Raw genomic sequence first — 12,895 nt, 5'->3', positions numbered from 1 at the left:
GTCCCGAGCGATCCGCCCTCGACCGGTCCGCTCTCGACCGATCCGCGAGGAATCTGAAGTGCCCGAGATGACTGCCTGATGCGCCTGCTGATGCGCCTGGTGTCCGAGGTGCTCGACCGGCCTCGCGGGCCTGGCATGATCGAGGGATGTCTGAACGCATGATCGCGGCCTGCGACGGTGCCGCCAAGATCAATCCCGGGCCCGCGGGCTGGGCCTGGGTGCTCGCCGACGCCGCGGGCACCCCGCAGCGCTGGGAGGCGGGCCCGCTCGGCCGGAACACGAACAACGTGGCCGAACTGACCGCGCTCGCCGAACTCCTCGAGGCCACGGACCCGGCCGTACCGCTGGAGATCCGGATGGACTCGCAGTACGCGATGAACGCGGTCACCAAGTGGATCGCGGGCTGGAAGCGCAACGGCTGGCAGACCGCGTCGAAGAAGCCCGTGGCCAACAAGGACCTGGTCGTCCGCATCGACGGCCTGCTCGAAGGCCGCGACGTGACGTTCCAGCACGTCCTCGCCCACCAGGTGAACGGCGACCCGCTCAACGCCATCGCCGACGCCGCGGCCAGCACCGCCGCCACCGACCAGGAGCCCGCCGGTACCTCGCACGGCGCCACCGACGTGCCGCGGCCGAGCCCCGAGACGGAGGACAAGCCGCGCGCGACCCGCTCCCGCAAGGCCCCGGCCCGCCGCGCGCCCCGCGACGGCTCGGGCCCCGTGATCAAGGCCAAGTTCCCCGGCCGCTGCGGCCACTGCCAGTCCCGGTACGAGGCGGGCGAGAAGATCGCCAAGCTGGCGGCCGGTTGGGGCCACCCGACCTGCCGCGACGGCGCGCCCGCCGCCCCGTAGGGGGACAAGGGGGATAAGCGGGACAAGCGCTCCCGAACTCCGGGATCCCTTCGAGAAGTTGACGGTGTCAGGCCATTGACGCGGCCCGGCACCTCAACTACAAAACACTGGGAGCGCTCCCATGACCCTCTTCCCCCCACGGAGGTGTTCGATGAGCAGCACCCGTCCCAGCACGCGTACCAGGACCAGAATCCGGCACCGAATCCGCCGGACCCGCCGCCGTACCGTCCTCGCCTCCGCGTTCGCGGTCACCGCGGCCGTCGGCGCCCTGCTCGTCCCCGGCACCGCACAGGGCGACGTACCGCCGCCCGCGCCCGGCTGGACGGTCGAGTGGCAGGACGACTTCGAAGGCGCCGCCGGATCCGCGCCCTCCAGCGACAACTGGCTGGTCGACAAAGGCCACAACTACCCCGGCGGCCCGCCCAATTGGGGCACCGGCGAAGTCCAGGAGTACACCGACTCGCCCGACAACCTGAGCCTCGACGGCGAGGGCAATCTCCGCATCACGCCGCTGCGCGACGGCTCCGGCAAGTGGACCTCGGCCCGGATCGAGACCAAACGCACCGACTTCAAGGCCCCCGAGGGCGGCGTCCTCGCCATCGAGGCCCGCATCCAGATGCCGAACATCACCGGCGACAAGGCGCTCGGCTACTGGCCGGCGTTCTGGGCGCTCGGCGGACCGTACCGCGGCAACTACCAGAACTGGCCCGCCATCGGCGAGTTCGACGTCATGGAGAACGTCAACGGCGTCGACTCCGTCTGGGGCGTCCTGCACTGCGGCGTCAACCCGGGCGGCGACTGCAACGAGACACAGGGCCTCGGGAACAGCCGCGCCTGCCCCGGCTCCAGCTGCCAGTCCGGCTTCCACACCTACCGGTTCGAGTGGGACCGCTCGGTCTCGCCCAACCAACTGCGCTGGTACGTCGACGGGGAGCAGTTCCACACCCTGTCCCAGGACCGCTTCTCCGCCGAGACCTGGTCCAACATGACCGACCACGAGGGCTACTTCCTGCTCCTCAACGTCGCGATGGGCGGCGCCTTCCCGGACGGCGCCGCCGGACAGGCCACGCCGGTGGCGGGGACGGAGCCGGGGCACCCGATGGTCGTGGACTACGTCGCGGTGTCGACGCGGGCGGGCGGCGGCGAGTAGCGAGCTGGAGCACACGCTCTAGGCGCTGCCGTCGATACGGCCGAGGCGCTCCCATCGGTACGGCTCCGAAGGCCCCGCCGTCTCAGTCCGGCTTCCGTGCCTCCATCAGGACGCGGGTGCTGTGCGTCAGGAACAGGCCGTCCCGCTGGATCTGTTCGTGCAGCGCCCGCAGCCGCGGCTCGTACGCCTCGACGGTGAAGCCGGGCACCATCCAGATCACCTTGCGCAGAAAGTGCACCACGGCCGCGGTGTCGTAGAACTCCATCCGCAGCCGCTCCAAGCGCAGATCGACGATCTCCAGGCCCGCCCGCTCCGCCTCGGCACGTTCGAGGTCGGGGTGGCGGGCCTTGCGCCGCTCCTCCGGCTGCGGCCCCAGGAAGTACTCGACGAGCTCGAAACAACTGGCCGGGCCCACGTGTTGGGCGAAGTACGTGCCATCGGGGGACAGGACGCGGGTGATCTCCGTGAAGTACGGCTTCACCGGGTGCCGGCTCACCACCAGGTCGAAGGCACCGTCCGCGAACGGCAGCGGCGGCTCCTCCGGGTCCGCGACGACAACGGTGCCGAGCGGATGGAGCAGCGCCGTCGCCTTGGCGACATTCGGCGGCCAGGCCTCGGTGGCCACGCACAGCGGCGGACGCCGCGGAACACCGGCGAGAACCTCGCCACCGCCCGTCTGAATATCGAGCGCAGCCCCGGCGCGGGCCATGCGCTCGCCCATGCGGCGCTGGTAGCCCCAGGAGGGCCGCTGCTCGCTGGCCCGCCCCTCGAACCAGGAGAAGTCCCAGCCCTCGGTGGGCACGGCGGCACCCTCGGCGACCAGCTGCTCGAAGTCGCCGGAGCCGGTGGGGCCGGTGGGGGTGGTGGGTGTGGTGCGGTTTGTCATGAGGGGATCCTCGCGGAGGGGACGGGCCACGACCATCGATTTAGGGCCCGTCCCGCGCGGATCCCCCTCGTAGAATCCCCGCCATGGTCGAACCCTCCGCCGAACCCGCCGTTCCCGCACCGTCGTTGGCCCGGTCCCAGCGCTCGTTGGGGGACCCCGAGGTGCGCTACCCCCTGTGGCCCTCGTTGCTGCGCGGCTGCCCACGGACGAGTACGCCCGAGCTCGCCTACCCGGCCGAGGTCGACTACGCCTACTACGCCAACGACGCAGCCCCCACCGACCTGTTCGCCCCGGCCGCCGGACCGGTCGGGGGCGGCCTGGACCGCTGGGCGCCGCTGCTGCCGCCGCTCGCCGCCCCCGGCCTGGGGGAGGGCGGTACGGCCCTGGTTCCCGTCGGCGACGGAGTGTGGATCAAGGACGAGTCCCGTAACCCCACGTGGAGCCATAAGGACCGGCTCAACCGGGTCACCGTCAGCGCGGCCGTGCACATGGGCGTCAAGGGCGTCGCCGTGGCCTCGTCCGGGAACCACGGCGCGTCGGCCGCCGCGTACGCCGCCCGCGCCGGGCTCGGCTGCGTCGTGCTCACCGGGACCGGGGCGCCGCCCGCCGTCGTGTCGTTCCTGCGGGCGTACGGCGCGGCCGTGCTCGCCGTACCACGCGACAAGAGCTGGCCGCTGCTCGAGACGGTCTGCGAACGCCTCGGCTACCACAACGTCAGCAACCTCACCCGCACCCACACCGGCCACGCCTTCGGCCCGGAGGGTTACAAGACCATCGCGTACGAACTGCACGCCGAACTCGGTGTCCCCGCCGCCGTGTTCGCCCCGGTCGGCTACGGCGAGCTGCTCTTCGGCATCTGGAAGGGCTTCGCCGAACTGCACCGCCTCGGTGTCACCGACCGCGTGCCGCGCATGTACGGCTGTGAGCCCGCCGTCGGAGGCCCGCTCGCCGCCGCGCTGCGCACCGACGCTCCGGCGACCGTCGTCCCGGTCGGGGCCACCAAGGCGTACGCCATCGACTGCGCGGCCGGTGGCCACCGCGCCGTACGCGCCGTCCGGGACAGCGGCGGCGACGCGCTGCTCGTCACCGACGAGGAACTCACCCGCGCCCGCGACGCCCTCGCCCGCCAGGGCGTCTGGGCCGAACTCTCCGCCGTGGCGGGCCTCGCGGGCTACCGGCAGTGGACCGCCGCGGGCGGCACGGCGGACGGACCCGTCGTCTGCGTGTCGACGTCGAGCGGCTTCAAGGACCTGGACGTCGGCACGGAACCGCTCACCCCGTCCGAGCCGACGTGGGAGGCGGTGGAGGAGGCGCTCAGGCGCGCGGGCCAGGCGGCGTGAGCCCCGGGCGTAGGTCGTAGGCGTAGGCCGTAGGAACTACTCCGGGCTCCGCCCAAGCGCCGATCCGCGCCCTGGCGCCGCCTGCCTACGCTCGGCCGGTGTGCACATCGCACGCGCGCAAGCACCGCAAGGAGCCACCGTGATCGCAGTAACCGGCGCCACCGGCAACGTCGGCCGCCACCTCGTCGCCCAACTCGCCTCCGCAGGGCACCCGGTGCGCGCCCTGGTCCGCGACCCGCAGCGGGTCGCCCCGGCCGAAGGGGTCGAACCGGTCCTCGCCGACTACACCCAACGCGCCGCCCTGGCAGCGCTGTTCACCGCCACGGACGCGCTGTTCCTGCACCTCGCCGCGACCGGCGAGCACACCGGCGCCGTTCTGGACGCGGCGCGCGAGGCCGGGGTGCGACGCGTCGTACTGCTCTCGTCCGGCATCATCAACAACGACGACGAGACCCTCGACGCCGACCACCCCCTCCACGTCGAACACGCCCGGGCGGAGAAGCTGGTGCGGGAGAGCGGCCTCGACCGGACCTTCCTGCGGCCCAACGCCTTCGCCACCAACGCCCTGCAGTGGGCGCCGCAGATCCGCTCCGGCGCCACCACCGTGCGCGACGCGTTCGCCCGGGCGGCCGCCGCACCCCTCCACGAGGCCGACCTCGCGGCGGTCGCGGTACGCGCGCTCGTCGACGACGGGCACAGCGGCGCCGCCCTCCGGATCACCGGGCCCGAGGCGCTCACGGCCGAGGAGCAGGTGCACCTCATCGGGTCCGCGATCGGCCGCGACCTGACCTTCGACGAGATCCCGGAGTCCGAGGTCACGCCCGACATGTACCCGCATGTGCCGCCACAGATGTTCCCCCGCTTCCTGAAGACCCTCGCCGCCCTCGCCGAGATCGAACCGGAGATCACCACGACGGTCACCGACCTCACCGGCAACCCCGCGCGCACCTTCCGCCAGTGGGCCGAGGACCACGCGGCCGACTTCGGGGAGCGGTGATCGGCTTCGTGGGGAGGGGTGGCAGGGTGGGATGGGCAAGGTGCGTGGTGCACTTGCGCGTTACGTAACGGGAGTTGGGTATGTCCATCATCCACCGCACGACCCTCAAGCCGACCAAGCTCGAACTCCTCACCGACTGGCTGCCGTCCCGGCCGTGGTACCGGGGCGGCTCGGCCGTGCCGGAGCTCTCCAAGGCGGGCGGATTCCGGCTCGACGACCCGGAGGGTGAGGTCGGGATGGAGTTCATGGTGGTCACCGATGGCTCGGACGAGGGTGACGGGGCGGTCAGCTACTTTGTGCCGCTCACGTACCGGGGCGCGCCGCTGGAAGGGGCCGAGCAGGCCCTCGTGGGGACGTTGGAGCACGGGGTGCTCGGCAAGCGGTGGGTGTACGACGGGCCTCACGACCCGGTCCTCACCGCCGAGTTGATCGCCCTGATCGAGGGCAGGGCGCAGGCTCAGGCGCAGAGTGAGAACGACGCCCTCGACCGCGAGGTCGCCCGCTCCTACGTGGGACACGGCTCCGTGGACCTCGCCGGGGCGAGCGTTGCCGAAGGCGACGAGGGCACCGAGCTGCGCACCGCGCGGGGCGCGACGCTGCGTCTGCACCGGGTGCTGCGGCCCGGCCCGGACGAGCTGCCGCGAGGGGCGAGCGGTCACGTTGCCGGTGCCTGGCAGTTGTCCGATGGGAGCCGGGTCCGGGGTCTTGTCGCGGAGTTGCGCGGCACCTCGACCGAACCCGCCGCGTAGCTCGCGGCACGCGACGTAAGGGATCGGTGGCTGCGGCGCGGACTCCATGTATCTCGCCGCGCCGTGCACCTACTCAACAACCCATGGTTAAGGGGCCCGCGAGCCCAGCCACGCCGCAACCGCCTCCGCGATGGGCTGGCCCGTCTCCAGCTGGACGAACCCGAACTGCCCACCCTGGTTGCACTCCAGAAACCACCACGTGCCGTCGGTGGCGGACTCCGCGAAATCGAAGGCCCCGTAGGTGAGTTGGGCCAGGGACATGTATGCACGTACGGCCTGCGCGATCCGGGCAGGCACCTCGGTCGGCGCCCAAGTGCCGCCGTTCGTGGCGAAACGTCCGTCCACCTCGTCCGGATCGGACGGCTTCCGCGCCGCGAACATCTCGTCCCCGACACACGTCAGCCGGATGTCCGCCTGCGCGGGCACGCGCTTCTGCAGCAGCGTCGGCCCGGCAGCGACCGCCGCGAAGTCGGCGTCCGGTTCGACCCGGGTCGTGGGCAGCGCCAGGGGCGGATCACTCGGATGCGCCCCCGAGACCGGCTTCACCACGATATCCCCGTGCTGCGCCGCGAAATCCCGTGCCACCTGCGGAAACGTGGTGATCAGCGTGGGCGGCACGGCGAACTCGCTGCGATGCGCGACGCGTAGCTGCCACGGCTTGCACCGCGCCTGCGCGGCCGCCACGGGGTGATTCATCCAGCGTGCGCCCGTGCCGTACAACGCCCCGTACAGCGCCTGCACGGACTCGGTCGCGAGCCAGGCGGACTGCTGCTCGGAGTGCGCCCCCGGCCGACCGGGCCTGCGCACCCAGACCGACCGCAGCGCGCCCATGCTCACCACACGGCCTCCGACCGACAGATGACCGTGAAAGTCCCCCTTCACATACTCGGCCGACAGGGCAACAGGCCCGGGGAAGTCGGCAGGGTCCAGGCGCACCACCGGTACGCCCTCGTCGTCCAGGGCGGACACCACCATGTCCGCCGTCACATCCTCCGCACACGTCAGTACGAGCACCGTCATGAGCGCGGCGTCAGTCGTCGAAGTGCGTCTGGGACCCGGCCGTCGAGGTGGTCGAGCCGGTTGCCAGCAACAGCCCTCGATCACTGATCGCCGGACGCCCGTCGGGCAGCACGTTCAACTGCCGTTCCGGGTCATAGGCATACGGAGCCGGAGCGGGCGGGTGGACGGTCGGGCGTGCGTAATTCAAGGCGAACGGTCGCATGATGTCTCTCCTCCTGCTGCCGGGAGGGGCGACAGCGTCTCACCATGACCCTCCTCTCCACGCGCGACTGCGAATGCTGCGCCTGCGTGAGACGCGGCCGGGCCGGGACACCGAGTGACACCGAGCCGACCTCGCGCACAGGAACATACGTACGGCTAAAGCAATGGTTTCAGTACTGTGTGTAGTTTTTCAGGCGTGTGGCGCAAACATGGGACCTCCCGGTGGTGCCAACACTCGCCCTCATAGAGGGGAGAAGGCCCGAATCGGTTTCAACCGTTGCCTTCATCACAGACGCAGTCGGCCATACGGGAGTTGAGGCGGGCCTACGGGGACGCGGCGGCGGCCGCCAGGCGGGTCAGCGCGGCCGCCTCCGGGCCGTTCTCCTCGGGCGTGAACACGTGCAGGATCAGGCCCGTCTCGCCGGGGACAGCCGGGACGTGCAGGGTCTCGTAGTCCAGGGTGAGGACTCCGGCCTCCGGGTGGCGGAGGCGCTTGCGGCCCGCCGCGCACATCACTACCTCGCCACTCTCCCAGATTCGGCGGAACTCGCCACTCTGCTCGGACAGTTCGGTGATCAGGGAGGACAGTTCGGCGTCGTCGGGGTACCGACCCGCGGCGACCCGTAGCTGTCCTACCGCCTCCACCGCCCGGTCCTCCCACTCGGGGTGCAGGTCACGGGCGGCGGGGTCGAGGAACAGGAAGCGGGCGTTGTTGCGGTCCGGGGCGGTCAGGGCGCCGATCAGTGCGGCGCCGAGGCGGTTCCACGCCACCACGTTGAGGCGATGGTCCGTCGCGAAGGCCGGGAGGCCCGCCATGCCGTCGAGGATGCGTTGCAGCGGGGCGCCGATCCGGGCCCGGGGCGCGGGGCCGCCGCGAGCCGAGGCCAGTGTGGCGAGATGCCGCCGCTCGGCCGTGTCGAGGCCGAGCGCGCGGGCGAGCGCATCGAGGACTTCGGGGGACGGCTGCGTGGCGCGGCCCTGTTCCAGGCGTACGTAGTAGTCCACGCTGATCCCGGCGAGCTGGGCCAACTCCTCGCGGCGCAGGCCGCGCACCCGGCGGCGCCGCCCGCCCGCGATGCCAGCGGCGAGTCCCACATGCTCCGGCGCGACGCGGGCGCGCCGGGCGCGCAGCAAGTCCCCGAGTGCCCGCCGCGCGTCACCGGTAACGCCGCTCCCGTTCTGGTCACTCCGAGTCCGAGTGGTCTGCTCCACGCCCGTCATACGCCTCAGTATGGGTGGCCCTCGCAGTACCAGGACAACGGGTCCGCCGGTCGAACAGGGTGCTGGCTGCCCGGGCGTGGCCGGGAGAACGTAACGGCATGAACGCAGCCACACCCCAGCAGCCCGCACCCCAGCGGTCCACACCGCAGCAGCCCAAGAAGATCCTCCTGGTCACCGCCCACCCGGACCCCCGCTCCCTCAACGCCGCCCTGGCGGCCTTCGCCGCCGAGCACCTGCGCGCGGCGGGCCACGAGGTACGGGTCTCCGACCTCTACGCGATGAAGTGGAAGCCGTCCGTCGACGCCGACGACTTCCCCGACCACCCCGCCGACGAGCGCTTGGAGGTCCTTCCGGTGTCGGGCCGGGCCACGCGTGCGGGACGCCTGTCCGCCGATATCGCCGCGGAGCAGGAGAAGGTGCGGTGGTCGGACGCGTTGATCCTGCAGTTCCCGATGTGGTGGTTCTCGGTTCCGGCGATCCTGAAGGGCTGGATCGACCGGGTGTTCACCTTCGAGTTCGCCCACGGCCCGGCCGTGCCCCCGCCCTACAGCGAGGGCGCCCTGGCCGGTCGGCGTGCGCTGCTGTCCACCACCATCGGCGCCCGCGAGTCGTCCTTCGCCGACCGCGGCATTCACGGACGCCTGTCGGACGTCGTCTTCCCGCTCCAGCACGGCCTGTTCTGGTTCACGGGCATGGCGCCGCTCGACCCCTTCGCGGTGTACGACGCCGTCGACGTCCCGGGGCCCCGCTTCGAGGCGGCCACCGCGGCGTACGCCCGCCGCCTGGACGGACTCTTCACGGAGCCCCCGATCCCGTACCGCACCCTCACGGGCGGCGATTACGACCACAGCATGCGGCTCCGCCCGGAGCTCGACCTCACGGGCGTGAGCGGCCCGGACGCCACGCACCGCAGCGACCTCGGTGACCTCGGTGACCTGGGTGACCTGGGTGACCCGGGTGACCTGAGTATCCTCAACGCTGCGGATACACCACGCTCTTGACCGCCGTGGCATCCATGGCACCAACGGTGAGGGCCTGTTCGGCCTCGGCCAGGCCGAAGCCGTGCGTGACCAAGGGGTCGAGGCGGACGCGGCCCGAGGCCGCGAGGGCGATCGCCGTGGGCCACGTGTTGGCGTAGCGGAACGTGCCGGTCACCTCCAGCTCGTAGTTCTGGATCCGGGACAGCGGCAGCGCCACCTCGTCACCGCCCATACCGACCAGGACCGCCCGCCCGGCCCGGCCCAGGGCGCGGATCGCCCCGGTGACGACCGCCGGAACGCCGCTGCACTCCAGGAGCACGTCGGGCGCGTGCCCGAGCTCCGTCAGCGGGGTGCGGGACACATCCACGGCCGTCGCGCCGAACTCGCGGGCCAGGCCCAGGCGGTGCGGCACCACGTCCGTGACCGTCACCTCGGCCGCGCCGAACGCCAGGGCCGTCTGCGCGCTGACCAGGCCGATGGGCCCGGCCCCGGTGATCAGGACCCGGTCGCCGGGGCCGACCCGGCCCTTGCGGCAGGCCCATACGCCCACCGACAGCGGCTCGAGGAGCGCGGCCGCCTCATCGCTCAGCGCGTCGGGCACCGGATGCGCGAACTCCTCGTGCACGACGGCGTATTCGCAGAACACCCCGTCCACGGGCGGGGTGGCATAGAACACCATGTCCGGACAGAGGTTGTAACGGCCCAGGCGGCACTCGGCGCAGGTGCCGCATGGCGTGCCGGGCTCCACGGAGACCCGTTGCCCGATCCGGTGCCGCTCGGCGTCCGGGCCGCACGCCACCACGGTCCCGGACGGCTCATGCCCCAGGACCATCGGCTCGGTCACGACGAAGTCGCCGATCCGGCCGTGCTGGTAGTAGTGCACATCGGAGCCGCAGGTGCCCACCGCGTCGATCCGGACGAGGACTTGACGCGGCCCGGGGGAGGGCACGGGACGTTCCTCCAGAACGAGTCGCCCGGGGCCGTGCAGCACGGCGGCGCGCATGGTGTCGGGGGTACGGGGCATGAGGGGGGGGTTGCCTTTCGGGGGTACGAGGGCGGGGGTACGGAGCGCCGGGTCAGGCCGGGGCGTCCACGGCGGCCGGAGTGGCGGGAGCCGCGGTACTGGAGGGCTGCTCGGCAGAGACGTCGGAGTCGGACTCGTCCGCCATCCCGTCTCCCGGCGACGTAACCCGCAGACAGAGCACCGCATTGAGCAGCAGCAGCGACGCGTAGATCCACATCAGTCCCTGGAAGCCGAACGAGCTGTAGGACACCGTCCCGATCAGCGGGCCGACCGCGACGCTCAGGCCCGCGCCGAGCGTGTAGACGCCCATCACCTGGCCGCGCCGCTCCGGCGCCTGGGCCACCATCATGGCGGGCAGCGGCACATATCCGGCAAGGCCCGCGCCGTACACCGCCACCGCCACCGCCGCGACGAGGAAGTTGTAGCCCGCGGCCGCGGGCAGGTAGTAGCAGAGCAGACAGCCCACCGCGCCGAGCACGCCACCGAACAGGGCGCAGGTCTTGCGGCCGCTCCAGTTGTCGCCGAGGACGCCGAAGACGAGCAGGGCGCCGAGGTTGGTGACCATCATGATGACGAGCAGGGTGTTCCACTCGCCGTCGCTGAAGCCGAGGTCGCGGACGAAGAAGGGCATGAACACCCACATGCCGAACGACGGCGTCGTGTTGATCAGCCGGATGATGAGGCTGACGCCGATCTTGGGCTGCTCGAAGAGGATCTTGAAGGTGCCCACCAGCTCCTGACGGGAGTCGCGGCCGGGGGCCAGACCCGTGAATCCGGTGCGCTCGCGCAGCAGCAGAAGAACGATGAGGGAGCCCACCGCGATCAGGCCGAGCGACAGCCACAGCGTGTGGTAAAAGCCGAACACCGGCATGGCCGCGGCGAACAGGAACGAGCCGATGATGGGGTAACCGGCGCTGTAGCAGAACCAGAACCAGCCGACGGCCTTGCTCTGATGGTCCTTCGGCGCGACCGCCATGATCCAGGACAGAAAGCCGTACGCGAACATCGGATAACCGAAGCCACGGATCCCGTACGTCAGCATCACCAGGGCGTAATTGCCGCTGGGTATCGCGACGCTGAGCATCAGGACGTGGAAGACCACCCAGATCCCGGCGCCCACCGCCATCACCCGGCGCGGCCCCCACCGGTCGGAGAGCAGGCCCGCGCCGAAGAACGAGCCGATGGCCGCGGTCACGCCGTACACGGTGATGATGGCGCCCGCGCCGGTCTCCGAGAAACCGAGGTCGGAGCCGAAGTACTTGGACAGATAGCTGGTTTCGACGCCGTCGCCGACCATGAAGAAGAGCAGGCCCGCATAACCCCAGAACAGTGGCTTGGGAATGCCGATACGGTCGAGCGGATGGCGGCGCGGTGCCCCCGTGCCCGGGGTGGCGGTGGCTGCTGGCAGGCTCATACGCGGGCCTCCCCGCCGGACGTGATGTCGGGCGTGATGCCGGGCGCGATATGGATCTTGCGGCCGGTACCGGCCCGGAAGGTGGCCACGGCCTCGTCGAAACCGTCGATCCCGAAGACATCGCTGACCAGCGGGTCGAGCTCGAGCCCGGAGGCGAGCAGATCGATGGCCGGTTGGAAGGAGTGGTGCACGGCCATCGAGCCGATGATGTCGATCTCCTGGTTGTAGACCGCGAACGGCGAGAAGCGGGCCGAGCGCGCCGGGTCGCTCACGCCGAACTGAAGGAACGTGCCGCCCTTGCGGACCCGGCCGAGACCGTCCTCGATCGCGGCGATCACGCCGGTCGCGTCGATGACCACCTCGAAGCCCTGCGGCCGGTCGAAGGCGTCGGCGTGCGTGGCGGTCGCGTCCACGAAGCCGCCCGAACGGCCGTCCGTGCCGAAGGACTTGGCGAACGGGAGCCGGTCCTCGTTCAGGTCGACGACCGAGACCGACGCGGCCCCGGCGTTCCGTACCACCGCGGCCATCATCAGGCCCATAGTGCCCGCGCCGTAGATCAGATAGTGCTCGCCGGGGCGGCGCGGCAGCCGGTTCAGGCCGTGCACCGCGCACGACAGCGGCTCCACCAGACCCGCGGCCGCGGCGGACAGGGACTCGGGCAGGACGTACGCGCAGCGCGCCGGCACCGCCACGTACTCGGCGAAGCCGCCGTCCTGCGTGACGCCGACCGCGCGGTAGTCCTCGCAGAGGTTGCCGCGGCCGATACGGCAGTAATGACAGGCGCCGCACGGCATGTTGGGGTCGACGGCGACCCGGGTGCCGACCGCGAGGCCGCGCACCCCCGCGCCGAGCGCGACGACCGTGCCCGTCAACTCGTGCCCCGGCACGAGCGGGTAGCTCGCGGACGGCAACTCGCCGCCGAGAATGTGCATATCGGTGCCGCAGAGGCCGCACGACGCGACCTCGACGAGCACTTCGCCCGGACCCGGAGCGGGGTCGGGCACCTCTGTCACCGCCGTCTCGCCGGGGGCGGTGACCACTACTGCGCGCATCGTTCGCTCC

12 protein-coding genes and 1 pseudogene are annotated in these 12,895 nt (G+C 71.5%); 6 read left to right on the top strand and 7 right to left on the bottom strand.

Translation table 11 applies throughout. The annotated features are described in order from the left end of the window. Positions 1-146 precede the first annotated feature (146 nt). Both ACWD10_RS22470 and ACWD10_RS22465 read left to right on the top strand, forming a co-directional pair. Positions 147-851: a ribonuclease H family protein gene (locus tag ACWD10_RS22470; protein WP_451093648.1), complete on the top strand. Its 705-nt coding sequence runs from the start codon at positions 147-149 to the stop codon at positions 849-851. 151 nt (positions 852-1,002) lie between these two features. After that, positions 1,003-1,992, top strand: a pseudogene (locus ACWD10_RS22465) (glycoside hydrolase family 16 protein); the annotation flags it as partial. A 91-nt stretch (positions 1,993-2,083) separates the two neighbouring features. Here the strand turns inward: ACWD10_RS22465 and ACWD10_RS22460 are convergent. Beyond that, complete coding sequence (locus ACWD10_RS22460; protein WP_451093646.1) at positions 2,084-2,887, bottom strand: class I SAM-dependent methyltransferase; 804 nt, start codon at positions 2,885-2,887, stop codon at positions 2,084-2,086. An 83-nt stretch (positions 2,888-2,970) separates the two neighbouring features. Between ACWD10_RS22460 and ACWD10_RS22455 the strand changes: the two genes are divergently transcribed. The 3 genes from ACWD10_RS22455 (at position 2,971) to ACWD10_RS22445 (ending at position 5,973) form a co-directional block, all read left to right on the top strand. Then, on the top strand, positions 2,971-4,227 hold the full coding sequence (locus ACWD10_RS22455; RefSeq protein WP_451093644.1) for a threonine synthase: 1,257 nt from the start codon (positions 2,971-2,973) through the stop codon (positions 4,225-4,227). 139 nt (positions 4,228-4,366) lie between these two features. Next, complete coding sequence (locus tag ACWD10_RS22450) at positions 4,367-5,224, top strand: SDR family oxidoreductase (protein WP_451093642.1); 858 nt, start codon at positions 4,367-4,369, stop codon at positions 5,222-5,224. 80 nt (positions 5,225-5,304) lie between these two features. Continuing rightward, entirely contained in the window at positions 5,305-5,973 is a 669-nt protein-coding gene (locus ACWD10_RS22445; protein ID WP_451093640.1) for a maltokinase N-terminal cap-like domain-containing protein, read from the top strand. Between the two features lie 87 nt (positions 5,974-6,060). Here the strand turns inward: ACWD10_RS22445 and tgmB are convergent, their stop codons facing one another. The 3 genes from tgmB to ACWD10_RS22430 all read right to left on the bottom strand — a co-directional run bounded on the left by tgmB (position 6,061) and on the right by ACWD10_RS22430 (position 8,415). After that, on the bottom strand, positions 6,061-6,993 hold the full coding sequence (gene tgmB / locus ACWD10_RS22440) for an ATP-grasp ribosomal peptide maturase (protein WP_451093638.1): 933 nt from the start codon (positions 6,991-6,993) through the stop codon (positions 6,061-6,063). A 10-nt stretch (positions 6,994-7,003) separates the two neighbouring features. Next, positions 7,004-7,195, bottom strand: a complete 192-nt coding sequence (gene tgmA, locus ACWD10_RS22435) for a putative ATP-grasp-modified RiPP (protein WP_451093636.1) — start codon at positions 7,193-7,195, stop codon at positions 7,004-7,006. Between the two features lie 323 nt (positions 7,196-7,518). Further along, positions 7,519-8,415: a helix-turn-helix transcriptional regulator gene (locus ACWD10_RS22430; RefSeq protein WP_451093634.1), complete on the bottom strand. Its 897-nt coding sequence runs from the start codon at positions 8,413-8,415 to the stop codon at positions 7,519-7,521. A gap of 98 nt (positions 8,416-8,513) precedes the next feature. Between ACWD10_RS22430 and ACWD10_RS22425 the strand changes: the two genes are divergently transcribed. After that, complete coding sequence (locus ACWD10_RS22425; protein WP_451093632.1) at positions 8,514-9,416, top strand: NAD(P)H-dependent oxidoreductase; 903 nt, start codon at positions 8,514-8,516, stop codon at positions 9,414-9,416. On the opposite strand, the gene ACWD10_RS22420 is transcribed toward ACWD10_RS22425, so the two are convergent. Genes ACWD10_RS22420 through ACWD10_RS22410 form a run of 3 tightly spaced genes read right to left on the bottom strand, consistent with a single transcriptional unit; the run spans position 9,388 to position 12,885 of the window. Continuing rightward, positions 9,388-10,419, bottom strand: coding sequence for an NAD(P)-dependent alcohol dehydrogenase (locus tag ACWD10_RS22420; RefSeq protein ID WP_451093630.1), 1,032 nt, complete (start codon positions 10,417-10,419; stop codon positions 9,388-9,390). The two genes, ACWD10_RS22425 and ACWD10_RS22420, sit on opposite strands and share 29 nt — an antisense overlap. 52 nt (positions 10,420-10,471) lie before the next feature. Then, positions 10,472-11,833 (bottom strand): MFS transporter, encoded by a 1,362-nt coding sequence (locus ACWD10_RS22415; RefSeq protein ID WP_451093628.1) that lies wholly within the window; start codon positions 11,831-11,833, stop codon positions 10,472-10,474. Beyond that, the gene (locus tag ACWD10_RS22410; protein WP_451093626.1) at positions 11,830-12,885 is read right to left on the bottom strand and encodes a zinc-dependent alcohol dehydrogenase family protein; all 1,056 of its coding nucleotides are present in this window, start codon (positions 12,883-12,885) and stop codon (positions 11,830-11,832) included. Before ACWD10_RS22410 ends, ACWD10_RS22415 begins: the two co-directional genes overlap by 4 nt. Between the last annotated feature and the right edge of the window lie 10 nt (positions 12,886-12,895).

This window comes from Streptomyces sp. NPDC002851 (assembly GCF_053591935.1).
The sequence above is the reverse complement of the archived record's forward strand: the minus strand, read 5'-3'. Positions and strand labels throughout refer to the sequence as shown.

Coding starts and splice junctions, on each gene's coding strand:
- ACWD10_RS22415 (WP_451093628.1), bottom strand. CDS start 11,833: ATGAGCCTGCCAGCAGCCACCGCCACCCCGGGCACGGGGGCACCGCGC.
- tgmB (WP_451093638.1), bottom strand. CDS start 6,993: ATGACGGTGCTCGTACTGACGTGTGCGGAGGATGTGACGGCGGACATG.
- ACWD10_RS22470 (WP_451093648.1), top strand. CDS start 147: ATGTCTGAACGCATGATCGCGGCCTGCGACGGTGCCGCCAAGATCAAT.
- ACWD10_RS22430 (WP_451093634.1), bottom strand. CDS start 8,415: ATGACGGGCGTGGAGCAGACCACTCGGACTCGGAGTGACCAGAACGGG.
- ACWD10_RS22445 (WP_451093640.1), top strand. CDS start 5,305: ATGTCCATCATCCACCGCACGACCCTCAAGCCGACCAAGCTCGAACTC.
- ACWD10_RS22410 (WP_451093626.1), bottom strand. CDS start 12,885: ATGCGCGCAGTAGTGGTCACCGCCCCCGGCGAGACGGCGGTGACAGAG.
- ACWD10_RS22455 (WP_451093644.1), top strand. CDS start 2,971: ATGGTCGAACCCTCCGCCGAACCCGCCGTTCCCGCACCGTCGTTGGCC.
- ACWD10_RS22425 (WP_451093632.1), top strand. CDS start 8,514: ATGAACGCAGCCACACCCCAGCAGCCCGCACCCCAGCGGTCCACACCG.
- ACWD10_RS22460 (WP_451093646.1), bottom strand. CDS start 2,887: ATGACAAACCGCACCACACCCACCACCCCCACCGGCCCCACCGGCTCC.
- tgmA (WP_451093636.1), bottom strand. CDS start 7,195: ATGCGACCGTTCGCCTTGAATTACGCACGCCCGACCGTCCACCCGCCC.
- ACWD10_RS22420 (WP_451093630.1), bottom strand. CDS start 10,419: ATGCCCCGTACCCCCGACACCATGCGCGCCGCCGTGCTGCACGGCCCC.